Origin of the sequence: Anaerocolumna sp. AGMB13025 (genome assembly GCF_029689925.1) — a bacterium.
Classification (GTDB): Bacteria; Bacillota; Clostridia; order Lachnospirales; family Lachnospiraceae; genus Anaerocolumna.
On record NZ_CP121445.1, the window covers coordinates 1772676 to 1798450 of the forward strand.

Annotated in this window: 16 protein-coding genes; 11 read left to right on the forward strand and 5 right to left on the reverse strand. The window is 38.5% G+C overall.

Features of this window, described 5'->3' with window-relative positions; genetic code table 11:
• Window positions 1–102: 102 nt before the first annotated feature.
• Both QA584_RS07260 and QA584_RS07265 read right to left on the reverse strand, forming a co-directional pair.
• Entirely contained in the window at window positions 103–1893 is a 1791-nt protein-coding gene (locus QA584_RS07260; RefSeq protein ID WP_278273847.1) for a sensor histidine kinase, read from the reverse strand.
• Between the two features lie 25 nt (window positions 1894–1918).
• Window positions 1919–3493, reverse strand: a complete 1575-nt coding sequence (locus tag QA584_RS07265) for a response regulator transcription factor (RefSeq protein WP_278273848.1) — start codon at window positions 3491–3493, stop codon at window positions 1919–1921.
• Window positions 3494–3906: 413 nt separating this feature from the next.
• Between QA584_RS07265 and QA584_RS07270 the strand changes: the two genes are divergently transcribed.
• The 5 genes from QA584_RS07270 to QA584_RS07290 all read left to right on the forward strand — a co-directional run bounded on the left by QA584_RS07270 (window position 3907) and on the right by QA584_RS07290 (window position 13856).
• A complete protein-coding gene (locus tag QA584_RS07270; RefSeq protein ID WP_278273849.1) occupies window positions 3907–4842 on the forward strand; it encodes an ABC transporter permease in 936 nt (311 codons plus the stop codon).
• 98 nt (window positions 4843–4940) lie between these two features.
• The gene (locus QA584_RS07275; RefSeq protein WP_278273850.1) at window positions 4941–5858 is read left to right on the forward strand and encodes a carbohydrate ABC transporter permease; all 918 of its coding nucleotides are present in this window, start codon (window positions 4941–4943) and stop codon (window positions 5856–5858) included.
• Window positions 5859–5906: 48 nt separating this feature from the next.
• Window positions 5907–7682 carry an ABC transporter substrate-binding protein gene (locus QA584_RS07280; protein WP_278273851.1) on the forward strand — a complete coding sequence of 592 codons (1776 nt, stop codon included), beginning with the start codon at window positions 5907–5909 and terminating at the stop codon, window positions 7680–7682.
• Between the two features lie 312 nt (window positions 7683–7994).
• Window positions 7995–10181: an alpha-galactosidase gene (locus QA584_RS07285; protein ID WP_278273852.1), complete on the forward strand. Its 2187-nt coding sequence runs from the start codon at window positions 7995–7997 to the stop codon at window positions 10179–10181.
• Between the two features lie 129 nt (window positions 10182–10310).
• Window positions 10311–13856, forward strand: a complete 3546-nt coding sequence (locus tag QA584_RS07290; RefSeq protein WP_278273853.1) for a glycoside hydrolase family 2 TIM barrel-domain containing protein — start codon at window positions 10311–10313, stop codon at window positions 13854–13856.
• A gap of 542 nt (window positions 13857–14398) precedes the next feature.
• Here QA584_RS07290 and QA584_RS07295 read toward each other — a convergent pair.
• Window positions 14399–14992, reverse strand: a complete 594-nt coding sequence (locus QA584_RS07295) for a methyltransferase family protein (RefSeq protein WP_278273854.1) — start codon at window positions 14990–14992, stop codon at window positions 14399–14401.
• Between the two features lie 1026 nt (window positions 14993–16018).
• On the opposite strand from QA584_RS07295, the gene QA584_RS07300 reads away from it, so the two are divergent.
• Both QA584_RS07300 and QA584_RS07305 read left to right on the forward strand, forming a co-directional pair.
• Entirely contained in the window at window positions 16019–17722 is a 1704-nt protein-coding gene (locus tag QA584_RS07300; RefSeq protein ID WP_278273855.1) for a response regulator transcription factor, read from the forward strand.
• 368 nt (window positions 17723–18090) lie between these two features.
• The gene (locus QA584_RS07305; protein WP_278273856.1) at window positions 18091–19161 is read left to right on the forward strand and encodes an endo-1,4-beta-xylanase; all 1071 of its coding nucleotides are present in this window, start codon (window positions 18091–18093) and stop codon (window positions 19159–19161) included.
• A 314-nt stretch (window positions 19162–19475) separates the two neighbouring features.
• Here the strand turns inward: QA584_RS07305 and QA584_RS07310 are convergent, their stop codons facing one another.
• Window positions 19476–19847: an ArsR/SmtB family transcription factor gene (locus tag QA584_RS07310; RefSeq protein ID WP_278273857.1), complete on the reverse strand. Its 372-nt coding sequence runs from the start codon at window positions 19845–19847 to the stop codon at window positions 19476–19478.
• 514 nt (window positions 19848–20361) lie between these two features.
• On the opposite strand from QA584_RS07310, the gene QA584_RS07315 reads away from it, so the two are divergent.
• From QA584_RS07315 to ygiD, 3 genes are all read left to right on the forward strand, one after another.
• Complete coding sequence (locus tag QA584_RS07315) at window positions 20362–20583, forward strand: cation transporter (protein WP_278273858.1); 222 nt, start codon at window positions 20362–20364, stop codon at window positions 20581–20583.
• Window positions 20584–20591: 8 nt separating this feature from the next.
• Window positions 20592–22451 carry a heavy metal translocating P-type ATPase gene (locus QA584_RS07320; RefSeq protein WP_334306025.1) on the forward strand — a complete coding sequence of 620 codons (1860 nt, stop codon included), beginning with the start codon at window positions 20592–20594 and terminating at the stop codon, window positions 22449–22451.
• 467 nt (window positions 22452–22918) lie between these two features.
• Window positions 22919–23689 carry a 4,5-DOPA dioxygenase extradiol gene (gene ygiD / locus QA584_RS07325; protein WP_278273860.1) on the forward strand — a complete coding sequence of 257 codons (771 nt, stop codon included), beginning with the start codon at window positions 22919–22921 and terminating at the stop codon, window positions 23687–23689.
• A 208-nt stretch (window positions 23690–23897) separates the two neighbouring features.
• Here the strand turns inward: ygiD and QA584_RS07330 are convergent, their stop codons facing one another.
• A complete protein-coding gene (locus QA584_RS07330; RefSeq protein WP_278273861.1) occupies window positions 23898–24653 on the reverse strand; it encodes an SDR family NAD(P)-dependent oxidoreductase in 756 nt (251 codons plus the stop codon).
• 209 nt (window positions 24654–24862) lie between these two features.
• Here QA584_RS07330 and QA584_RS07335 point away from each other — a divergent pair, with 209 nt between their 5' ends.
• A complete protein-coding gene (locus QA584_RS07335; protein WP_278273862.1) occupies window positions 24863–25756 on the forward strand; it encodes an AraC family transcriptional regulator in 894 nt (297 codons plus the stop codon).
• Window positions 25757–25775 lie beyond the last annotated feature (19 nt).

Consider the following 25775-nt stretch of genomic DNA (forward strand, 5'->3'; position numbering starts at 1 on the left):
TGTATAAAGTACGAAAGAAATTATCCGTGAATTGAAATACATATGGCGGAGGAAAACCGTTCTGGGCAGGGCATTGAACCTTTTTTCTGAATGGATTCGAACCTAAATAGGTATCAAAGGAAGAACCAATTGAATATGTGTTCCTTCCCTGTTGGAGCTAATAATATGTATGGAGTAATTATCTCCATAGAATAAGCGGATACGTCTTTTAATATTATTTAAACCAATACTTGTTCGGTCAGAAGCAGATTTATCCAGTGTGTTGTCAGAGTGAAAGGCCATAATTACCTCTGGCGGCATTCCATTGCCGTTATCTATAATGTCAATGATTAATCTGGTGTTGTTATCGGTACTAAGCCTTACGATAACAGCACCATTTTTGGATATATCGTCAAGGCCGTGCAATACTGCATTTTCAACGATGGGCTGTAATAGCAGGGGAAGTATCTGATATTCGGTGGGTGAAAACTGTTCTGGTATCTCAATTGTATAATCAATTCGATCTTCAAATCTAAGTTTTTGAATCTGTAAATAAACATTGATGTAATCTAACTCCTTGTCCAGAGTAGTAGAAAAGGTTTCGGCATTTTCCAGTACATAGCGTAGGGATTTGCCTAACAGCTGGATGGCACTGGATACATTCTGGTTATTTTCTTCAATAGCCAGCATGCGGATTGTTTCTAAAGTATTGTATATAAAGTGAGGGTTTATCTGACTTGCCAAAATTTTAAATTCCATTTGCTGCTGTTGATTGAGCATTTCTTTTTCAAGTAACTGAGCTTCGTACATTTTTGCTTCTTTATCTTTTAAATCCAACACCATATGCTGTAAATCTGTAAAAGTTTCCGACAATTCATCATCTCCCCGAAGAGAATCAATCATATGAAAGTCTCCCCTGCTGGCATTTTTCATAGCCTGCCTTAAGGCTATTATGCGGGAACTGAAAAAATTAGTGTAAAAAACAATGCCCATTAATGGAATTATAATAGAGAGCAGTGTTATGGCCGCACACATAATAACAATATTAATAAACTTACCAATAGCACCAAAATCAATGGTCGTAGCATAAAGGATATCCTTTGACTGGTATACGGGCAGGGAAGAGATATAACCGAATACGGTTTTATCTTTATACTGAATCAGACCTTTAGTAAGGAAATACCTTGAATCATAATCAATTGAAACGGATTGGTCTTTTCCCTGCATGGAGCGTGTAGTGCTGAAAAATATAGGCTCCTTATTCAGGGATATAGCCGTGTATAACGAATTATTCTGGATTTTATTTTTTAAAAAATTATTGCTGACTGTAATAACTAAAATAGCAGAATACTGAGTTTTTACCAAGGGAATAGAACGAACCAATAATAATTCCGAGGAAGTATTACCAATCGTCCGGTCAAAAAAATTATAACCCCAGGAACTGCCGGAGGGGACAGATACCTTGGAGAATAATTTTTCTATAATTTCAGGAGTTGCGGTTTTAATATATTTACCGTCCGGAAGAGTAGGGTTTGTGGTATATACCGTTACTGAGGTCATGGAAGTGGTGGTATCCATATAATCCTGAAAGCGGTCATAGTCAGAGATTGCAGCCAAAGCATCTTCGGAGCTGGTATAAGAGGTTGTTAATATTTTATGAAGGGATTTATCATCCAGCAGGTCGGAGGACACATTAAAAAGATTAATAACGCAATCAACGATAATAGACTTTACACGAATATTGTCAGAAGCCAGCTGGGAACTGGTTTGTTCGTATAAAGCTCTTACAAAATAGGAAGTTAAGGCAATTCCGATAAAGGAAACCGGTATGACAATTAATGGAATTAAAATAAAGTACATCTGTTTTCTGACTTTAATGCGTAATACAGCATGGGGTTTCTTGGGTAGAATCATATTTGCTCCTGTATGAAGGTGTAACCTAAAGGTCTTTACAAGAATCGTTAGGGGTAACATTCTTTCTTCGGTATTCTGCTGGGGTTATGCCGGTATTCTTTTTAAACTTCATATAAAAATAGTCTGTATTTTGGTAACCGACTTTTTCTGCAATTTCATATATTTTTAAGGACTTTTGTTTTAATAATTCTTTTGAATTTTCTATTCTTACCTTGTCTATATAGGAATTGAAACTCTCGCCAAGCTTCAAGCTAAATATTTTGCCCAGATAGGAGCTGTTATATCCAAAAAGAGAAGCTATATTTTCTAATCTTATATTATCCATATAATTGTGCTGTATATAATAAAGAATATCATCAATAACACTATCGCGGGAAAAATTACCTATTAAGTTCATAACTACTTCAAACTGCTCGGTAAAGAATAAAAAAATTTCATAAAGATAATTTTTGGTCTGAATAAAATCAATAATCTGTGTATTGGTTGGTATGGTCAACTTTTTTGTAGAGTACAGATTATTTAATTTATCTTTGATTTCTATAAATAAATCAGTTAAAAATAATTTAATATTATGAATGCTGTCTTCTGAATTGTACAATTTAATCTCCAGATTATGGAGGGTATCGGCAACCGCTTTGCGATTGAAGGACTGAATATAAGCAACCAGCCTGGAACAGTAATCTAATAGCAGGTCATGGGTCATATAATAGGCATTACTATTATTTACCGGCAGCTGTTTATATCCGATGGTATGCTGGTCAACCTCACAGAAAAAGCGGCGTTGTAACAAAGCGGAGGAGTCTTTATAGGAGATATGGATATCCTTAGGTGATGTTACGGTACGTCCATAAGCGATAAACAAAGAATCCAGAGGAGAGCCTTTTTGTGGTTTCAATTCCCGTTCAAAACGGTTTAGGAATTCATTGAATTTTTGAATTGCAAATTCGCCTTTAAGTATAATTACTTCATTATTTCCGGCATTCACACTATGAAAGGAACTGTTATCCTGATTCGTCACTTTTAATAGTTCGGAGAAATGATAAGTGATATCTGCAATATTGCGGCTGTATTTTTCATAGATTAAAACCTGGTAAATAGTAGAGGTCATATGCAAATCATCAAAATTAATACTTGTTAAATCAGCGGTACCCTGGAGCAGATCCAATAAAATAGTATTTTCTGCTTTTTCTTTATAATGATTCACCGTTAAACGATGGCTTGATTCCTCCTTAATTTGTTCTAGCAGGGAGGATAAAGCAGTTTTTAGTTCATTCACATCAATTGGTTTTGTCAGATAATATTTTACATCGTACCGGATTGCTTCCTGAGCATACTTAAAATCGGAATATCCGCTTAAGATGATAACTTTTCCTTTGTACTTATTGGAACGTGCTCTGCTTAAAACCTCTAATCCATCCATTCCGGGCATTTTAATATCGATTAATACAATGTCCGGATTATTTTTATTTATATAAGAGAGAGTTTCGACTCCATTGGAGGCTTCACCGATTATTTTAAACCCCAGGGTCTCCCAATCTAAGATTTTTTTTAAACCTCTTCTGATGATAGCTTCGTCATCAGCAATTAAAACTGTATACATAACTGATTCACATCTGCCTTTCTTGTAGTAGAAGTATCGTAGCTGTTATAGTTCTGTCAAGGAAAGTGCCCTCTTAGAACAATTATATATTAAGTGTACTATTTTGTAAAATAACAAGATGCTTATATGCATTGTGTATACAATATAGAATATCATAGACTATTTATTGTTAGTAATTAATAATAACAGTTATGCTTTTCTATTTCCACCTAAAAAATTCTACCTAATTTCTTTAAATTTTAGAGGATTTCAGAATTAAGTATGTATTTTTAAAGTGAAATGCTAGGATATTTAGGGTAGATGGAATCCCGGCAGAATGATAAAATCTACGTAAATCAAAAACATAGACATCAAACTCGTCAGACCAGGCTTTGTATCTGATAGCGGTGTTTATGAGAGGAGGAAAGAACTAGATGTCAGTGTCAGCATCAAAAAACGTCAAAAATGGACATTCAAAACGCGGGAAGCAATTATTTTTATTAACTCTTCCTTTTCTCGTATTAGTATTTGCATTTTCCTACTTTCCATTACATGGTTGGATTTATGCTTTTTATGATTATAAGGCACCTTTGAAGTTATTTCAAACTGATTTTGTAGGTCTTAAATGGTTTAAGCTTTTGTTTGCAAATCAAATGCAGCTAAAACAGCTGGGGCAAGTAATGCAGAATACCTTCGCAATGAGTACCATTGGTATAGCAACATCATTTTTTCCGGTTTTATTTGCCGTATTTCTTAATGAAATCAAGTGCACTCCCTTTAAGAAACTTGTACAGACCTTAACTACCATACCCAATTTTATCAGCTGGGTTCTTGTTTATTCGATTGCTTTTAATTTATTCTCCAATACGGGCTTAGTAAATACACTTTTACAGGAGTGGGGAATTACGAAGGGTGTAATTAATTTCCTGGATAGTGATACGCACACCTATTTAGCCATGTGGCTCTGGGGAACCTGGAAAGGACTTGGCTGGGGAGCAATTATGTACCTGGCAGCCATTGCAGGTATCGATCAGGAATTATATGAGGCAGCCAAGGTCGATGGTGCAAACCGTTTTAAATTAATGAGATATATAACGATTCCTGAATTAATGCCTACCTTTTTTGTATTGCTGATGTTAAGTGTGGCGAATTTTATTAATAATGGTATGGATCAATATTATGTATTTCAGAATGCCTTTAACAAAGAACATATACAGGTATTGGATCTGTATGTCTATAACATTGGTATGTCTGGAAGCAGTTTATCACTGGCTACCGCTATTAGCATGATGAAAAGTATCGTTAGCGTCACACTGCTGGTTTTTATCAATTTTGTATCCAAAAAAACCCGGGGACAGTCAATTATATAATGGGTGTATCGTGTGAATCTAAAAAATATAATAACTGAAAGGAATGCCACATATTGATTCTTCACACTTTTATTTGTGGCAGTGCGATGGGATTTCATATGAAAAAACTTAAAAAAATAAAGAATAATACTGGGCAGGATATTGCATTTAACATAGTTAACTATACTTTTTTTGCTTTGTTTACCATAGCATGCGCCTATCCGTTTTACTATCTTATCATCAATACCATAAGCGCAAATGATTTAAGTGCCAATGGCTTTATCCGCTTCCTGCCAAAGCAGATACATTTTGAAAATTATATTCAGGTCCTAAAGCTGGAAGGGCTCTCAAGGGCAGCTTTGATTTCAGTTGGCAGGACCATAATTGGAACCGCCTGTACCGTAATGAGTTCCGCTTTTCTCGGGTTCTTGTTTTCCCAGGAGGATATGTGGAAAAGAAAATTATGGTATCGGATGCTGGTAGTAACCATGTATTTTAACGCCGGTTTGATACCTATGTATCTTACTATGAAAAATCTTCATTTAACAAATAGCTTCTGGGTATATATTATTCCTGCAATTGTACAGCCATTTAATATCATTCTCGTTAAGACTTATATAGAATCAACGCCTGCCTCTTTGCAGGAAGCGGCAGAAATTGACGGAGCAGGAATATTAACCGTATTTTTCAGGATTATATTTCCAATTTCAAAACCAATCCTTGCAACAATTACTATTTTTTCTGCCGTAGGACAATGGAATTCGTTTGGAGATACTTTGATCTATATAACAAACCAAAAGCTTTACTCCTTGCAGTATCTGCTCTATGTATACATTAACCAGGCTAATTCCCTTGCACAGCTGGTTAAGACGAATACCAGCGGCAGTGTAAATGTACAGTCGTTAATAACACAACAGACACCGACTTCCATAAGAATGACGGTTTCAATCATAGTTGTACTGCCCATATTATTTATTTATCCTATTTTCCAAAGGTATTTTATTAAGGGAATTATGATGGGATCTATAAAAGGATAATAAAATTTATATTTTATTATAAAACTTATAATGTATAGGAGGAAAAAAATGAGGAAAAAAATTATTAGTGTACTTTTATGTCTGGGTATGGTCGCATCTCTGCTTTCCGGTTGTTCAGGGAGTAAACAAGGAGATAAAGAGGAAACCGGTCAGACAAAAAACGATACTGCTACTACCCAGGAGAGTTCTGCTGTCAGTGATGGAAGTAAATATAAGGACTTCATAACCGTAGATGTATTCGATCAACTTGCAAATTATCAAGGAATTCAAACAGGTTGGTTTGCAAAAATTGTGAAAGACAAATTTAATATGGAATTAAATATTATTTCTCCCAATGTAGCTGGCGGCGGAGAAACGTTATATCAGACACGCAGTGCCGCCGGTAATCTTGGTGATTTAATCATTTATCCTATGTCGGGAGGAAAACTCCAGGATTTAGTTGAGGCGAAATTAATTGTTGATATGACAGATATGATGAATGGTAAGAAAAATCTGGAGAAATATAAGGATGCTATCGATTTTTCCAATCAGAATAACAGCACAACACCAGGTACCTGGGGAATTCCCTCGGAAGTTTCAGAGAATCCGGCTACACAACCGTTAGGTGGTACTACCTTGAATTTTGGTACTTACTTAAGATGGGATTTATATAAGCAGATGGGTTATCCCGAAATGAAAACCATGGAAGATTTGCTCCCGGTTATGAAGCAAATGCAGGATATGAATGTAGTAAGCGACGCCGGTAAGAAAGCATATGCTTTCTCCTTCTTTAAAGACTGGGATGGAGCGTTTATGAATATAGCAACTCAGATACCTTCCTATTATGGATATGGCAATACGGGATTTTTATGGCAAAAAGCAGATGATTCCGCAGAACCTCAGAGTACTTTGGATAGTGATTCCTTATATATCAGAGGACTTAAGTTCTTTTACCAGGCAAATCAGATGGGGCTTGTTGATCCGGACTCTACAACCCAGAGCTATGATACCGTCTATAATAAATATGTGGATGGTGCTATCCTTTGGTCTCCTTGGCCTTGGCTGTCTGCCGGTTATAATTCAGATAAACATAAAGGGGAAGGCAAGCTCTTTGATACGGCAGCAATCAATGATTTCAAATTATATACCTGGGGATGTTATGCAAAAGGAAATCCGGGTGTAGGTATGATGATTGGCAGTGAAGCAAAGGATAAAGAAAGATTAATGGATTTTATTGACTGGTATTATTCTCCGGAAGCGATTACCTTAATTACAACAGGAGCAGAAGGAGTTACTTGGGATATGGCAGATAATCAGCCGAAGTTAACGGATTTAGGTTATCAGTGCATGACAGATCCAGCCAATACAGATATGCCTCAGGAACAAGGCGGCGGAAAATATAAGGATGGTATGTCACAGTTAAATTATAAAACCATATCTGCCGGAGAAGTGAATCCTGATACAGGCTTCCCTTATGATTATAGTTTATGGGATTCCTTCACTCAAAAGAGCCTTTCTGATATTGAAAAGGACTGGCAGACACATATGGCTGCTAAAAATGCAGTTGATTACTTTACAAAAAACAATCAGATCGTAGTTTCTCCTGGCAGCGGTTTTTCCACTCCGGCCGAAGCGTCTGATATTACCACAATTAGAAACCAGATACAGGAAGTCATTAAGGAATACTCCTGGAAAGCAGTATTTGCTAAAAATGAGACAGAATTTAATCAGTACATTAAGGATATGCAGGATACTGCCCTGGGTCTTGGTTACGATAAGGTGTTAGCAGTAGACAAGGCAAATGCAGAAGCACAAAAACAGGCCAGAGCAGCAGTTGTAAAATAAAAAATAGAAGTTCTGCCGGTGTTTAAATCGTTGTTCAAGTAATAGAAAAGGGGCTGTCGCTACATTGTAGGATATAAACCTGGATTTAGAATAAGGATTATATTATTGTAAAAATTTTGTTCCAAGTATGTGCGAATAAACGGCTGTTTTCTCTTTCTTGCAGCCATACGCCCATACTTTCCACAAAATAGATGCAATATATAATCCTTATTCTCTTACAGGTAATTTATTCAAGGATTTGCAGCAGCCCCTTGAAATATTAGAAAGAAAAGACATATCAATAAAGTAATCAACTAAAATGTGAGGTATAAAATGACGATTAAATATTATGAAGACGTTTGTCTTTTTAAACTGGATTCAAAAAACAGTAGTTATTTAATAAAAATTGCAGATCAAAAATATGCAGGGCACGTTTATTATGGGAAAAAATTAAGGGGGATAGATGGGGCGGACCTGTTAAGAATAAAAGAACCGCCATTTACCCCTTCTACGAACGAACGGGATAAGCTTCCCTTTTTAGATACGTTTCCCTTTGAATACCCAACCGGTGGGGTTGGTGATTTTAGAGAGAGTGCAATAGAAATCAGGGATCAGGAGGGATATGAGGCCTTAGAATTATGTTATGAGTCCTATCAAATATACGGCGGAAAACCGAAGCTGATGGGATTACCTGCGGTTTTTGCAGACAAAGACCAATGTGCGACCTTGGAATTAAGGCTGACAGATCCCAATCTTGGGCTGGCTGTTACGCTTTTCTATTCTGTCTTTGAAGAAATAGACGCTATCATAAGAAGTGTCCTGATTAAAAATACTTCACAAAAGGAACTATATTTAACCAAAGTGTTATCCGCCTGTATTGACATGGATAATAGAGAATTTGAGCTTATTACCCTCCATGGTTCCTGGGCAAGGGAGAGGCATATTCAGGAGAGCAAAGTATGTCACGGGTTTCAGGGAATTGGGTCTACCAGAGGGGAATCCAGCCACCAATACCATCCGTTTCTTGCTCTAAAGGAAGGAGGTGCAACCCAGGAGACAGGAGAGGTTTATGGAATGCATTTTGTCTATTCCGGTAACTTTATCGGGAATGTTTCGCTGGATCAATTTGATTGCGTCCGGGCAGTCATGGGAATTCATCCCGAGCATTTTTGCTGGAAATTAGCACCGGGAGAAACCTTTCAAGCACCGGAGGTTGTATTAGTCCATTCCTTAGAAGGGATTGGCGGAATGACCCGCACCTATCATGATTTATACCGAAACCATCTGATCAGAGGACAATATAAAGATAAGCAGAGGCCGGTTCTAATTAATAATTGGGAAGCGACATACTTTAACTTTAATTCAGATAAACTGATAGCCATAGCCAAAGAAGCCTCAAAGCTTGGAATTGAAATGCTTGTAATGGATGATGGCTGGTTTGGGAACAGATATGATGATAACCGGGCATTGGGTGATTGGAAGGTAAATGAGGAAAAAATAAACAAAGGTTTAAAGAATTTAGTGGAGGAAGTAAATAAATTAGGAATGAAATTCGGTATCTGGTTTGAGCCTGAAATGATATCGCCGGATTCTGATTTATTCCGTCAGCACCCTGACTGGGCAATCGGAATACCGGGACGTACCAGGGGATTATGCAGAAACCAATATGTTCTGGATTTAACAAGAAAAGAGATATTGGAACACACTTATGAAAGCGTGGCAGGTATCCTTAGAAGTGCCAATATTGAATATGTAAAATGGGATATGAACAGACAGCTGGCGGATTTAGGCAGCCTGGGGCTTCCAAAAGACAGACAAGGTGAATTAAGCCATCGCTATGTCCTTGCGGTTTATGAATTACAGGAACGCCTTTTAAAAGAATTCCCTGATTTATTACTTGAAAATTGTTCCGGCGGCGGAGCCAGATTTGATCCGGGAATGCTGTATTATAGTCCCCAGATTTGGTGTTCCGATAATACGGATGCCATTGAACGGCTCTTAATACAGGAAGGGACAGCACTCCTATACCCCTTTTCTTCCATTGGTGCTCATGTATCCGATTGTCCGAATCATAGTGTGGGAAGAGTAACACCTTTTGAAACAAGGGGGTATGCTGCACTTGCCGGTACCTTTGGATACGAATTGGATGTAACCAAAATACCGGAAGAAGACCGGAAACTGATACCGGAGCAGATCGCCTTATATAAGAAGTACAATGAGTTAATCCGCACCGGTGATTATTACCGGATTGCCTCATATAGGGAAAATCATTTTTACGACTGTTATCAGGTAGTATCAAAAGAGAAAGAAGAAGCACTGGTAACCTATATTCAGGTGTTAAACAGGCCCAATTGCCATAGCAGAAGGATTTATCTAAAAGGTCTTAACCCTAATAAGAATTATAAAATTGAAGGGGAAGACAGGATTTATGGCGGGGATACGCTAATGTTCGCTGGTTTGAATCTAACGAAACTATCTGGAGACTTTAAGGGATATCTGATTCATTTAACGGCAGTATGAAATAAGAGGGAGGAATTAAAGGTTGAAAGAAAATAAAAGAGTAGAAAGGATGCCACATTATGATTCTTTCAACCAGTTATATTTGTGGCAGTATCGCAAGTAAACTTGCGATATGCAATGGGTGTAAAAATGAAATATTTATGGAATGATGAGTGGAAATTTACAAAACAGGATGTAGGAACCTCTCTTAAACGAATAAATGAGGAAGACATCCAGTGGCAGGTGGTTGATATACCTCATGACTGGCTGATTTATAATACTAAGGATTTGTACGAGACTGGTGAAGGCTGGTATAAAAAGAATTTGAAGGTAGAGGACCTTGATAATAAGCATTATTTTCTTTATTTTGAAGGAGTCTATATGGATTCTACCGTATATGTGGGAAGCCGTATGGTGGGGGAATGGAAATATGGTTATTCCTCTTTTGAATTTGATATTACGGATTATTTAGTACCAGGGGAAAACGAGATTAAAGTTCGGGTGGTTTACCAGAATCTAAATACCCGCTGGTATTCCGGCGCCGGTATCTACAGAAGTGTCTGGCTGAAGGTCACAGAACCGGTCCATTTCATTTCAGATGGTATCTATATAACTACCAGTAAGGAAGCAGAGGGCTGGAAGCTTGAGGTTGAATCAGAATTAATCGATGAGTCTGGACTTTATAAGAAGGGTATCCTTAAGAATACAGTTTTTGATAAAGCAGGGAACACGGCAGCTGTCTTTCAGGAGGATATTGAATTAAATAAAGAAGTTACAAGGTATACACAGGTTTTAACATTAAACAATCCCCTCCTTTGGAATCTCCATGAACCCAATTTGTATGAATTAAAGACAGAGATTTTCATTGAGGAAAGCCAAGTGGATTCAGTAAGCCAGAAAGGTTCGGTAAGCCAGAAAGATTCAGTAAGCCAGAAAGATTCGCTAAACCAGAAAGATTCGGTAAGCCAGAAAGATTCAGTAAACCAGAAAGATTCAGTATGCAAGGCAGATTCAGTGAGCCAGAACTTTGGATTCCGTACCCTGCGGTTTGACAATAACGATGGCTTTTACCTGAATGAAAACCGGATTAAGCTTCACGGTGTATGCGAACACCATGACTTGGGAGCTTTGGGAGCGGCTGTTAACAAAGCTGCCCTTCGGAGAAAATTTATGATACTCAGGGAAATGGGGGTTAATGCAATCCGGACTTCCCATAACATGCCTGCGGTGGAATTAATGGATTTAGCGGATGAATTAGGGTTTTTAATTGTCTCAGAGGCTTTCGATATGTGGGAACGACCGAAGACAGAATATGATTACGCCAGGTTTTTCCTTACCTGGTGCCAAAGGGATGTAGCAAGTTGGATTAGACGGGATAGAAACCATCCAAGCATTATTATGTGGAGTATTGGTAATGAGATTTATGATACTCATGCCAGTGAAAGAGGATTAGAAATAACCAAAATGCTTCGGGATCTGGTTCTTAAGCACGACCCTAAGAAAAACGGCCAGGTAACGATAGGCTCTAATTATATGAAATGGGAGAATGCACAAAAATGTACCGAAGAACTTCCCATCGCAGGCTATAATTACGGGGAAGCCTTATATGAAGAACATCATAAAAAATATCCTCATTGGATTATCTATGGCAGTGAAACGGCATCTACCATACAAAGCAGGGGCATCTATCATTTCCCGGCCAGTAATATACTTGTCACCCATGAAGACGAGCAATGCTCTTCTTTGGGAAATTGTTCAACCAATTGGGGCGCAAAAAATTCACAAAAAAATATAATAGATGACCGGGATGCAAAATTTTGTCTTGGACAGTTTATCTGGACCGGCTTTGACTACATAGGTGAGCCAACGCCTTACTTTACGAAGAATTCTTATTTCGGGCAGATCGATACCGCCGGTTTTCGAAAAGATGCCTTCCATATTTATCAGGCTGAATGGACTGATTACAAAGTAAATCCTATGATACACCTTCTTCCCTTTTGGGACTTTAATAAAGGGCAGTTAATCGATATCAGAGTCTATTCTAATGCACCAAAAATAGAACTGTTCTTTCAGGATACTTCTTTAGGCGTGTTTTGTATTGATCATCAAAACGGAAAACAACTTAGCGGAGAATGGCAGATTCCCTATGAGCCGGGCATTATCAAAGCGGTAGCCTATGATGAAAATGACAGGGTTATAGCAACAGATATCCAAAGCTCCTTTGAGGATGCGGCAAATATTGTTTTAAAACCGGATAAAGCTGCACTAAAGGCGGATGGTCTGGATATGGTCTTTGTAGAAATCTCCATGACCGATAAGGATGGAACTCCTGTCAGGAATGCTAATAACCGGGTGGAAGTAAGGGTAAGCGGTGCCGGAAGACTTGTAGGTCTGGACAATGGTGACAGCACGGACTATGATTCTTATAAAGGGACCAATAGAAGGTTATTCTCCGGAAAACTTCTTGCCATGATAGCGTCAAAGCAGGAGGCAGGCAGTATTACCTGCCAGGTTTCCTCACCGGGAATGGAAACAGAAGTCCTGCACTTAGAAGTCCTGCCCTGCAAAAAGATACCCGGAGTTTCCGCCGTAACTGAGAATACGCCGTCAGCAGAGGTGAAAGAAATACCGATCCGTAAAATTGAACTGGTAAACCAAGGGGTAAACCATTTAACCAAAGAAAACCCAGAAACAATTGTATCTGCCAGGATACTTCCGGAAAATGCTACCTATGACGAGATTGAATGGAAAGTCATGACGGTAAACGGCATTATTTCCAATATAGCCAGGGTAGAGACAAAAGGCAGGGAGGCAGTTATTACAGCACTCGGAGACGGTGAGTTCCGCCTTCTCGCTACTGCTAAAAACGGAAGTAAAAGTCCGAAGGTTATTTCGGAACTGGAATTTCAAATAACCGGTTTGGGTGAGGTTTTAATAAATCCATACCAGTTTGTCTCAGCCGGTCTTTACAACTATGGCAACAGAGAATTCCATAGCGGGCTGTTAGGGGGAGTAGCAACCGATGATACTTTGAACTATTTAGGCTTTAGGAATGTAGATTTTGGTGATTATGGATCAGATGAAATAACACTGCCAATCTATCATTTAAGCCATAATTCGACCCAGATTGAGTTCTGGGAGGGGATTCCGGGAGAGGAAGGTTCCAGGCTGCTTTTGGATACGGTATATGATAAGGATTTTATTTGGAATACGTATCAAACCGAGACTTATAAACTTCCCAAACGATTAAGAGGAATTACTACCTTTTGTATCGGGATAAAGGACAAATTAGATATCCAGGGCTTTACTTTTACTTATTATGAAAAGGCCTTTGCCAGACTATCAGCCAGGGAATACAGTAACATATATGGCGATTGTTTTACTGTTACAAAGGAAGCAATAGAAAAGATAGGAAATAATGTGGCCATTGATTTTAAGGATATGGATTTTGGAGACTGCGGTATAAAAAAAGTGGTTATCTGCGGAAAATCAAGAACGGATAATAACACCATAAACATTAATTTCGAAGGTGATGAATCGGAAGAAAGACAAAGTTTTGAGATTCCATATTCGGCTGATTATCAAGAATATGAATTCGAGGTAAATAAAGTTACTGGAAAACAGAAGGTAAGCTTTCTGTTTTTACCAGGCAGTAGTTTTGATTTTAAGTGGTTTCAATTTTATGGGGATGAATAATTAACTTGGTATCTTATTAGGATTTGCCACAGTTTTATTAAAACATATTGAAGTTAAAGTCATATAGTAAGGATAAGTAAATCATAAATTAAGCAGGGGATTGTTGCAAAAAAGAATCCGCATTCTCTTCCTGGTAATTTGCAGTTTGGATTTTGCAACAACCTCTTTGGTTTTTTATTGATTTCTTTGTTGATTTTTTTGTTGCTTGGTCATAATTTTCAACACATGAAGCAATTCATTATAAAGACTTTCCGAAGCTTTTTCCAATTTCTTATTTTTGCAGATAACACCAATCATTAAGCCAAATTCTATATCGGATAATTTCCGTCTGATTGTCATAGCTGGAACTGGTTCTATGGCAGCAGCAGGTAGGATGGAACAGCCAATACCGGCTTGAACAAACTGAATAATAGTTCTTCCGTCATTGAATAAGAAATACTACGTATGAAAGCAATCCTATTATGATATTCAAAAACATTTTTTTGCCCTTGATGTCCAAATATCTTCGGATATGCAAGGGCAAAAAAGAATGATTTAGATATTTAAAAAAATAAAAAATAGCGTCCAACCGACTTTTTATAATCCAGATAATCCTTCCCAAATACCTCGGGCAGAAACTTTTCCTCTTCTGATATCTGAAGATGCAGCATAGTAATGCAAAACACCGCTAAAACAATCTGAAGCGGATTGGAGTATGCCAGGGCAAATCCAAGGTAGAACAAATCAAAGCCTAAAAAAGCCGGATTACGGCTGATACGGTATATTCCATTTCTCACAAGTTTTGTGTGTTGCGACGCATCCACACCTGCACGCCAGCTGTTTTTCATAGTTATCATGGCGGTAATGAAAACAGCAACGCCTATAAAGGAAATGAATAACCAGGTATATTGCATCCGGTTAGACCAGCTAAACAGATTAATTCCTTCGCCATTGTATAAACTAAAGATCTGTACTCCCGCCATCGAAAAGGTGGCAGCCTTAAGGAGTTTTTCAATGATAAGAGTCTGCTTCGGTTTATTGCCTCGTCCCAGCCGGTCACTTGCTATCCCCTGTTGTTTCAGCAACAGCTGTTTGCTCAAATAACTTCCATAAAACAATATAAAAACCCAAAAACCTAAATTACATAATATGCTCATACATATCCTCCTTGTGCTAATACAATCTGTAAGTTCTAATACTTTCTGTAACTTAAATATTCATTTCGGAATCAAGTCCGCCAATAATTATATCAATTATGGTATATTCTCTCTGAAGGGTTAACAGTTCAATTACCGTTCCTGCAAAAAATTGTTAATTTGTTACTAAACTGCAATGCAGTTAAGCGAATACAATGCAGTTGAGCGAATACAATGCAGTTGAGCGAATGCAATGCAGTAGAACGAAAGATATACTGTTGAGCAACTGCAATACAGTTGAGCAAATGCATACGGTTGAGCGACTATAATACAGTTGAACAACCACTCAACTGTATTATAATTGAACATATATTCAACTGTCAAGAGGTTTTTTATGCGATATATAATACAGAAGCAGCAAAAATTTTAATGAATTTAACAATCACGCTCAATCGATACTTATCTAAAATATATTGTAAAATTATGTATAAGGCAGTATAATATTACTGACATCCAAAGTGACTAGAAACTAAGAGACACAAAATTAGGTATACCATCAGAAGATTCTTATGCAGCGGGCTGAATAAAGCAGCTACAATCATTAATTAATCCCCTTTTTCTTAATTTTAGTTTATCAGCAAAAAAAACATGACCAGAATAGGGGATGAAAATCTCATTCTGTTACCAAGGCATCTTAGAGAATACAAAAATCAAAAATACAAAGGCTCATTCTAAATTCATTCATAACATATGGAGCCGACTTACTTCTGAAAAGGATAAGCGATAGATATCCTTTTTTATCAGCTCGTAAAAGCTGAATTTGAACAAATATACTAGTATTGGTTAATATATCTGTCATGACGATGCTGGTGTGTTAACTTTGAAAAGTACACTTATGTGCAATAAGTAAGAATTGGAGGTGACTAAAATGATCATCTGTCATCGGCTTGTAAACTGGTTGATGGTTTGTTGTGTTTTATAGGTATCTATATTAATTTTGGGGAGCAATAGTAACATTAAATATTAAAATACCGAGGGGGTATAAATATGTACAGATTACTGATTGTGGATGAAGAAGAATTTATTGTAAACGGGTTATATGAAGTATTTATAAACAAAAATATGGATTTAGATGTCTATAAGGCATATTCCGGGGAAGAAGCAATAAAATGGCTGAACAGAACTAGAATTGATATCGTGCTTACAGGTATACGAATACCTGAGATTGATGGTTTGCAATTACGGGATGTAATATATAGAAATTGGCCTCAATGCAGGGTTATATTTCTTACCCGTTATAATGAATTCAAATATATATATAAAGCAAATCAGCACAATGGCATAAGTTATATCGGAAAAACAGAAAAACACGAGAAGCTGATAAAAGCTGTTGAAAATGCCATTAAAGACATACAGAATGGGATAAACATAGAGAAATTGATCCATATGGCTAACGAACAGATGAATATGGCGCTGGAGTTATTTCAGAAGGACTTCTTTTTACATTTGCTCCACGAAGATCCGCCGGAAAATATAACGAGGTCCCAATTTGAACAACTAGAAATTACAATGAATCCGGACAAGCCGGTATTATTGCTGTTGGGTCATGTTGACAATTTTCCGACTGATTTATCCTATAGCAGCAAAATGCAATACCTGTACTCCATAAGGCTAATGATTGACCAGTATCTGAACACCAGGATTACAAGTGTCTGTGTAATGGACGAAAGTTATAGATTTGTTTTGTTCCTGCAACCAAAGGATTTACTTAAAGTAAGCCAGCTTCAAACAGAATTGATTGCTGATTATAAAAAAACAATTTCATTCCTAAAAGGAACCCTTGAGGTGATTCAGTCTGTTTGCCGGGAGTCTCTAGATACCTCCATCAGCTTTGTATTAAGTGGTGAACCCTGCAGGTGGGAGCACCTATCAAAAAAATATTATTCCCTGAATCAATTACTGAATTACCGAATCGGCTCAAATATAGAAATGCTATTAGTAGATAATGAACTGAAAAGCGATATTATCAATACCAGTTCGGAGGTACCTGAACTGGAAGCCGATATCAAAGTACTGGAGCTGCTGATTAGGCAGCAGAGACTGGAAACCATTGAATTATATCTTGAGTCAGGACAAAAGGACAAGTTTTTTGAAACCTTAACAGAATGGGTCTTACCTTTAAAAGTAATGAAGAGTAAAAACAGCAATGCAGCAATAGAAGCCTATTATAGGATTTCTTTAACTCTTTTGTCTTATATCAACCGCTGCAAGCTTACCGAAAAAATCGCCTTCCACCTCGATCAGAACAGACTGATGCGAATCGATAAATTTGAATCCTGGGAAGAGGCGGTGGCTTACCTATATCAACTATCCGATCTGATTTTCTCGCTCCAGAGCGAAGAGCAAAAAAAGAGAGCGGATAAAGCAATCAGCTATTTACAACAATTCATTGAGGAGCATATGGATGAAGATCTTTCTCTGGTAAGACTTGCAGAGCAGGTTTACTTAAATCCATCCTACCTATCCAGACTTTACAAACAGGTTCTGGGGGTTAACATTTCTGATTTCATAGACAGTGTCCGTATAAAAAGAGCGAAGGAACTATTGGAAAATGAAAATGTTAAAATCTACGAAGTTGCTAAAATGGTCGGTTACGAAACAGCAGCCTCTTTCACTAGATTTTTTAGGAAAGCTACCGGTCGTTCACCACAAGAATATCATATTGAAGTATTATCAAGCAAACATGAGTAAAGCTGTTAAGGTAAGAAGACACGTTCTTACAAATGGGTAAATAAAAGAGAACGAAGTAAAAATATGTCTATAGTAATGAAGTATGGCAAAGTTTATTATGTAATTATAAAGAAACTGATCGGTGCAGTAGGTTTCCTTGTGATTGTCTAAATTGTACCTGATAGTTATTATGTGAAGTGATTGAAGTACGGCATTACAAGCCGCCTGTTCTTAAAAGACCCAATGGTAACAACTCAACTGGTTCGACAGAATGATAACAGGATTAGTGCTAATTTACGCGAAATATTATTCTATAAGGGGGGGATGGAAGAGTTTATTTACGCGGTACAAAAAGTTATTATATTAAAAATAAGAATGGAGGGTATTAAATGTTTAATATGAGAAATAATCACAAATTTAGAAGCTTTCATCTTCTGGTAATCGCGCTTTTGGTTTTATGTTTTGTAAGCAGCAGCTTTGGACCAACAGTCAAGGCGGCTATGGCTACAGGCAAGCAAAAATGGGTTGGCAATATCTGGTATGACGGGAATCCGCCTACCCGCTTTGCTGACTACTGGAACCAGCTGACTCCTGAAAATGCCACTAAGTGGGCATCCTGTGAACCACAGCAGGGCTCCTACAATTTTGGTACTGCCAAGTCAATGTATAATTACTGCAAATCCAACAAGATTCCATTTAAGTTCCATACCTTAGTGTGGGGAGCACAATACCCGAGCTGGGTAAACAATCTCTCCTCCGCCAACAGAAAAACGGCAGTTGAAAATTGGATAAAAGCTGCCGGCCAGAATTTTCCCAATGCAGAATTTGTCGATGTTGTAAACGAAGCTATGCCGGGACATAATCCTCCCAGCTGGAAAAATGATATAGGTGGTGACAACGGCCTGTATGGAACTGGTTGGGATTGGGTTGTATGGTCATTTGAAAAAGCCCGTCAGTATTTCCCAAATTCAAAGCTTTTAATTAATGACTATAACATTTTAACCGACAATTACAGCAGCATCGATACTTACCTTAAAGTTATTAATATATTAAAATCCAGAGGACTTATTGATGGTATCGGCTGTCAAGCCCATGGTCTTGAAACCGTCAATGTCGCTAATGTCAAGGCAAAACTGGACAGGCTTGGAGCTACAGGGCTGCCGATTTATATTTCTGAACTGGATCTTAATATTGCCGATGATACTACCCAGAAAAATAAGATGCAGGAGCTTTTCCCGGTACTCTATCAGCATGCATCCGTAAAAGGTGTTACTTTCTGGGGATATGCACAGGGTCATACCTGGATTGCCAATTCTTATCTGCTGCGCAGTAATGGTACCGAAAGACCTGCACTTACCTGGTTGAAGCAGTACCTAAGTTCTTCCTCCCTTGCTGTACAGGATGATTATGAGACTATATCCCAAAGCGGTTCTGATGCCGCACCCCCTATAACCGAATAGCCTTATATGAAACTCCTGAACATTTTCCCAAAACCGGAATCACAAAGTAGTGCTTAGAATAGAGGGTGATTCCGGTGCATGGGATTCATTAAAAATCCTTCAGGAGCAGTCTGGGTCCATGTATACAATTACTCCAATTATTCAGAGTTTGGTTTGATTTTAGAAATAATAAATGGAAGGAGGAAATCTTAAATTTGATTTCCTCCTTCCATTTAGAATATTAAAACATAATTTAGGTATCTAATAGTCCATAAATGCTAATACTAGAACTTACTGATATTGCTACGAGAACAAAATTAGTTTTTTTAATATGGCTAGTCTTCCAGCTTCTTTTCTCTTATATGCTCAAGCCCTTTTTCAAAAATTTGTTTTATGTGATCATCAGCCAGGGAATAAAATACATTTTTGCCATCCCTGCGGTTTACCACAAGATTAGCTTCACGCAATGCACGCAGCTGATGTGAGATTGCTGATTTAGTCATGCCAAGCAGTACAGCCAGATCGCAGACGCATAATTCATGCTCGTCCAAAGCCCAGATGATTTTTGATCTTGTACTGTCTCCTAAAACCTTAAAAAAATCCGAGAGATCATAGAGCTCATTATCTTCGGGCATATTATTTTTTACTGCCTCCACTACCTCTGAGTGGATTACGTCACAATCACAGAATAATTCCTCTTTTTTCATGATTTACACCCATTGCATATCCCAGGCTGGCCTGGGATACTGCCACAAATAAGAATGTGTGAAAGATGCTCAGTGTGGCAACCTTTCTTATAATAAATTTCTTTCACGCTTTACACCCATTGCATATCCCAGGCTGGCCTGGGATACTGCCACAAATAAGAATGTGTGAAAGATGCTCAGTGTGGCAACCTTTCTTATAGTAAATTTCTTTCACGCTTTACACCCATTGCATATCCCAGGCTGGCCTGGGATACTGCCACAAATAAGAATGTGTGAAAGATGCACAGTGTGGCAACCTTTCTTATAATATATTTCTTTCACGCTTCCAACTCCATCTCATAAGTAAAGTATAGCCGTTATTATGCTGATAAGTAAAGTAGTTTATAAAATTTTCATAAAAAACACTTGACAGTTGAGCGTCTGCTCAACTATAATAGGATTATCAGTTGAACGAACAAACAACTGTCATTAAAATGAATTTAAATATAAAATAAGGAAGCAGGAGGATTTTATCATGAAAAAAACATTTAAACTAGAGGGTCTGGATTGTGCAAACTGTGCAGCAAAAATTGAAACATCAGTGAAAGCTTTGGAGGGTGTAACAGCCGCTACTGTAAACTTTATGACTACCAAAATGGTAATTGAGGGTGACGATGAAGCCTTTGAAGGTATTGTAGAAAAAGCGAAGGCTATTGTGAAAAAACTGGAACCTGATGTTATCGTAAAGAAGGCTTAATTATGAAACTGACATCGAATCAGAAAAGACTACTGAAAACCCTGATTGGAGCCGCCATTTATGCAGTAGGTATTTTCTACAAAACAGATAATAGGATGATTTCTCTTGTCATATTCCTTGCCGCTTATGGGATTATCGGCGGAGACGTGCTTTGGCGTGCGGTACGAAACATTTTTCGCGGGCAGGTATTTGATGAAAACTTCCTGATGAGTGTTGCAACAGTAGGTGCTTTCTTTGTTGGCGATTTTGCAGAAGGTGTTGCGGTTATGCTGTTCTATCAGGTAGGTGAACTATTTCAGAGCTATGCAGTGGATAAATCCCGAAAATCCATTGCCAGTCTTATGGACATCCGACCCGATTATGCCAATGTAAAGCGGGGGGATAACCTGGAAAAGGTTGATCCGGATGAAGTGCAGATTGATGAAATCATAGTCATAAAGGCCGGTGAAAAAGTGCCTTTGGACGCGATTGTTATAGAAGGCAGTTCTACGGTAGATACTTCCGCACTAACCGGAGAATCCCTTCCCAGAGAAGTTACTGAGGGAGACAGTCTTTTAAGCGGCTGCATTAATATAAATGGTCTGCTTACTGCCCGTGTAATTAAGGAATTTGGAGAATCCACCGTAAGCAAGATTTTAGACCTGGTAGAAAACGCCGGTACCAAAAAATCAAACTCGGAAAATTTCATCACCAAGTTTGCCCGTTACTATACACCGGTAGTTGTAATTGTTGCAGCACTGATGGCAGTCATTCCACCCCTTGTAATACCGGGGGCAACCTTTAGTGACTGGATTTACCGTGGGCTTATCTTCCTTGTAATTTCCTGTCCCTGTGCCCTGGTCATTTCCATACCACTAAGCTTTTTTGGTGGCATCGGCGGAGCATCAAGGCGCGGTATCCTAGTAAAAGGCAGCAACTATCTGGAGGCACTTGCCCAAACAGAAGTAGTTGTATTTGATAAAACCGGTACCCTGACCAAGGGAATATTTAAGGTACAAGAAGTTGTTCCTCAGAATATTGAAAAAGAAGAACTGTTAGAGCTGACCGCTTATGCGGAGAGTTATTCCAATCACCCCATTTCGATTTCCCTTAAAAAGGCCTATGGGAAGGAAATAGACAGCACCCGTATCTCTAATGTAGAGGAAATCCCAGGTCATGGTGTGACGGCAATCGTAGATGGTAAAACTGTATCGGCAGGTAATGTCAAGCTGATGAAGAAATTAAATGTTTCCTATCAAGAATCTGAGGATATTATTGGTACCGTTGTACATGTGGCGATTGATGGTTCCTATCGAGGTTATATTGTGATTGCCGATGAAGTTAAGGAAGATGCAGCCCTTGCAATCAGGGAATTAAAAGCAGCTCATATTCGTGAGACAGTAATGCTCACAGGTGACGCTAAGAAAATCGGTGAAAAGATTGCTGTACAGCTTGGACTTGATAAGGTATATACAGAACTGCTTCCAGGAGATAAGGTACAGCAGGTGGAGGAATTGTTTAAAACGAAATCAGCAAAGGGAAAACTAGCCTTTGTAGGTGACGGCATTAACGATGCCCCGGTTTTAGCCAGAGCCGATATTGGTATCGCCATGGGAGGTCTTGGCTCCGATGCAGCCATTGAAGCCGCAGATATCGTTATCATGACGGATGAACCCTCCAAACTGGCAACTGCCATTAAGCTTTCCAAGAAAACCCTTCGTATCGTAAAACAGAACATAACCTTTGCTCTTGCAGTAAAAGCTGTGGTTCTATTGATGGGTGCTTTAGGCATGGCAACTATGTGGGCGGCGATCTTCGCAGATGTAGGTGTGGCAATCCTGGCAATTCTCAATGCAATCCGAATGCTGAATGTAAAAAAGATAAACTAGGGTAATCCTATTTTAGTTATCTCTGTTCTGCTGCAAGTTAACATTACTATATTAGTAATAGTATCAAAGATAAAAAGATGTCCAAAATGATGAAATCAACCATCATTTGGGGGCATCTTTATTTTGATAAATAAAATACCGGAAACAATGTATTAACGAAAGTCGGAGGCGCCAGATTCACTGAAGTTGGATACGTTTGGTTATAATTAGTGGAAAGAGATCTCCCATAATGGTGGTACATCGCTAAATAATTAGCTGGAATGATTAACGACTTAACATCCGGATGTATTCTCAACTAGTGATAATTCACAGTTCATAGTTCCTGCCGGTGTACAGGTTGTAGACGTCACGTATTGTTTGTCACTCAAAAACATGATTATTGCATCTTACCTATAGTCTGGTGTAAAATGAAACTATATCTTAAGTATTTATACCTCATGTCCAGATAAAAGAAAGGAGTTGGCAATATGTCTAAAATGCCGATGCTGTTTGTAGGTCACGGTTCCCCTATGAACGCAATAGAAGATAACCGTTATACAAGAGGCTGGAAGGAAATTGCGGAGCAAATACCAAAACCGGAATCAATCATATCAATTTCAGCTCACTGGTATACAAAAGGTACAAAGATTATGAATGAGGAAAATCCAAAGACGATTCATGATATGTACGGATTTCCGAATGAGTTATATGAGATTCTTTATTCAGCTCAAGGTAATCGGGAACTTGCAGGAAAGGTAAAAAACTTAATCAGTAAACAAAGTGCATTTGATAATTCCTGGGGCATTGATCACGGTACCTGGTCAGTTCTGGTCCATATGTACCCGGAAAGGAATATCCCAGTCTTTCAGATTAGCATAGATGCCGCAGCACCGCCAGAGGTCCATTATCAGATCGGTAAGGAGTTAAAATCCTTAAGAAATCAAGGTGTTCTTTTGTTTGGTTCAGGAAATATTGTTCACAATCTGGGACTGATTGATTGGGGAATAGAGGATAAAGGTTTTGAATGGGCATATCAGTTTGACGATTATATCAAAGAAAGTATAATCAATAGAAATCATGAAACGGTAATAAATTATCTACATTTAGAAAAAACAGCAAAATTAGCAGTACCAACACCGGAGCATTTTTACCCAATCTTATATATATTGGGTGCGTCCGATGAAGAGGATAAGATATCGGTCTATAACGATAGCTGTGTGTTGGGTTCCTTATCGATGACAAGTTATTTATTTACCTAGATGGAAACGCAATCTGAATTGTTGCCGTTGATAAGGATGAGCTTACTTATACCTATTATTACTCCTGTGGGCTATTTTACTTCGGGATTTGGCAGGTAATAGAGGAATTCCCACATGGATATGTTTTATCTTAATGGGAGAGCGGTGCTATATAAGAAACATGGGGGATGCTCATAAAAAAATGCAACCCCCAAAATTCCTTTCATTCTTAAAGCAAATGTCCCCCAGACACTTCTATATCCTGAGCTGTAACCCAGCCGAAATCATTGGACAATAGGTTTACAATGACTTTTGCAATATCTTCGGGTTGTCCGATTCTGCCAAATACAGATTGCTCTGCCAGGGGCTGTATGAATTCTGGATGCTTATCGAAGGCTCCATCACCAAAATTGCTGTGGGTAGGACCGGGAGAAACTGCGTTGACCCGAATTTTACGCGGTGCAAGTTCTTTGGCAATATAGCGGGTCCAGGTTGAAAACGCTGCTTTTAAAGAGCCATAGGCAGAGTACCCCGGAAAGGATTGATTCTTTGAGGAACTCGTGGTATTTACAACTGCTCCGGCATCTTCCATGAATCTGACCAGATGTTGTGTTAAAAAAACGGGTCCTTTGAAGTTCGTATTCAGAATCTTGTCAAAGTACTCTTCGCTCATCTCAGTGAACATCATTGGTCCACCGACACCCCCATTATTAACTAAGTAATCAAAGGTAGTTCTGTTCCAAATTTCTTTCAGGTTCTTTTTCACTTCCAGAGCGAAACCTTTAAAGGTTGACAGTTGTGTCAGATCCAACTTCAGTGCGACAGCCCGAACTCCTGTATTCTTCTCTATTTCCTTAACAACAGCTTCTGCACGGTCCTTATAGGAATTGTAGGTGAGAATGACGCTGATTCCACGTTTTCCAAGCTCAAGTGCGCTCGCTTTTCCAATGCCGTTACTTCCACCTGTTATAATTGCAATTTTCATAAGATCCTCCTTTTTATTGTTTGATCTGGATTTTATTTTAGCCGTTTCTACTGAAATAAGCTAGGTCCAATGATGCCTTTTCATTGCCTAAAAACACCAATGATGATTTTTAATCACCATAAATATCAAATGTAGCAATATAAAAAGAGCCTAAAAATGCCGGAAGCTTATAGAACTGTGTTGATAAACAGGAGGTGATGTGATAGAATATGTGTATGAATAAAATTTTAAATGAAATTATCAATTTAATGGAAAGAGCAGGCACCCGGCCACTTGAAACGGAAGTACCGGGGCTAAGTATGATTAAGGGAGACATTCCCACACATCAACTAACAGCGCTATACAAGCCGACGATTGGTTTTACGGTTCAGGGAACAAAGATTCTTTCCATTGGAGAGCGAAACATTACCCTGAAAGGACCATCCTATTATGTATTACCCGTACATGTTCCCGCAGCAGGAAGTGTACATTCAGACCGCGATGGACGTCCTTACATGTCCCTCGGTCTTGAGCTGAAGCAGAATGTTCTTCAGAGTTTATTAAGAGATCTTCCGGAAGATCTGATACCGGCTCCTTTTGAACAGTTCGATGCTTGTGATATAGACATGGAATTTATGGAAGCATGGCTGCGCTTATTGCGGTTAACGAAAACACCCAGAGATATTCCCGCTCTTGCACCGGCTTATGAACGGGAAATCCTTTATCGCGTTCTGATGGGACCGCAAGGGTGGTATTTAAGGCAGCTTGGTCTGCGGGAAAGTAATGTCTCAAAGATTTCACAGACTATAATATGGCTTCGTGATAACTATGCGAAGTCAATAGACATCGGTGAGCTGGCAGCAAAAACTGGTATGGCTGTAAATACGTTTCACCGTCAGTTTAAACGGGCAACGGGTTTAAGCCCCATTCAATTTCAGAAGCAGTTAAGGCTTATGGAGGCTAGAAACCTCATTGCATTTGAAGGCTTTACAGTAGCCGGTGCCGCATATCAGGTTGGTTATCAGAGTCCCTCACAGTTTAATCGAGAGTACTCCCGCTTCTTTGGTTCCTCTCCGGCTCGGGACACGGAGAAACTAAGGCGAATCGAAAGCATGAGGGATTAACTGGAAGTTAAAGAAGAAA

Coding starts and splice junctions, on each gene's coding strand:
- QA584_RS07260 (WP_278273847.1), bottom strand. CDS start 1,893: ATGATTCTACCCAAGAAACCCCATGCTGTATTACGCATTAAAGTCAGA.
- QA584_RS07265 (WP_278273848.1), bottom strand. CDS start 3,493: ATGTATACAGTTTTAATTGCTGATGACGAAGCTATCATCAGAAGAGGT.
- QA584_RS07270 (WP_278273849.1), top strand. CDS start 3,907: ATGTCAGTGTCAGCATCAAAAAACGTCAAAAATGGACATTCAAAACGC.
- QA584_RS07275 (WP_278273850.1), top strand. CDS start 4,941: ATGAAAAAACTTAAAAAAATAAAGAATAATACTGGGCAGGATATTGCA.
- QA584_RS07280 (WP_278273851.1), top strand. CDS start 5,907: ATGAGGAAAAAAATTATTAGTGTACTTTTATGTCTGGGTATGGTCGCA.
- QA584_RS07285 (WP_278273852.1), top strand. CDS start 7,995: ATGACGATTAAATATTATGAAGACGTTTGTCTTTTTAAACTGGATTCA.
- QA584_RS07290 (WP_278273853.1), top strand. CDS start 10,311: ATGAAATATTTATGGAATGATGAGTGGAAATTTACAAAACAGGATGTA.
- QA584_RS07295 (WP_278273854.1), bottom strand. CDS start 14,992: ATGAGCATATTATGTAATTTAGGTTTTTGGGTTTTTATATTGTTTTAT.
- QA584_RS07300 (WP_278273855.1), top strand. CDS start 16,019: ATGTACAGATTACTGATTGTGGATGAAGAAGAATTTATTGTAAACGGG.
- QA584_RS07305 (WP_278273856.1), top strand. CDS start 18,091: ATGTTTAATATGAGAAATAATCACAAATTTAGAAGCTTTCATCTTCTG.
- QA584_RS07310 (WP_278273857.1), bottom strand. CDS start 19,847: ATGAAAAAAGAGGAATTATTCTGTGATTGTGACGTAATCCACTCAGAG.
- QA584_RS07315 (WP_278273858.1), top strand. CDS start 20,362: ATGAAAAAAACATTTAAACTAGAGGGTCTGGATTGTGCAAACTGTGCA.
- ygiD (WP_278273860.1), top strand. CDS start 22,919: ATGTCTAAAATGCCGATGCTGTTTGTAGGTCACGGTTCCCCTATGAAC.
- QA584_RS07330 (WP_278273861.1), bottom strand. CDS start 24,653: ATGAAAATTGCAATTATAACAGGTGGAAGTAACGGCATTGGAAAAGCG.
- QA584_RS07335 (WP_278273862.1), top strand. CDS start 24,863: ATGTGTATGAATAAAATTTTAAATGAAATTATCAATTTAATGGAAAGA.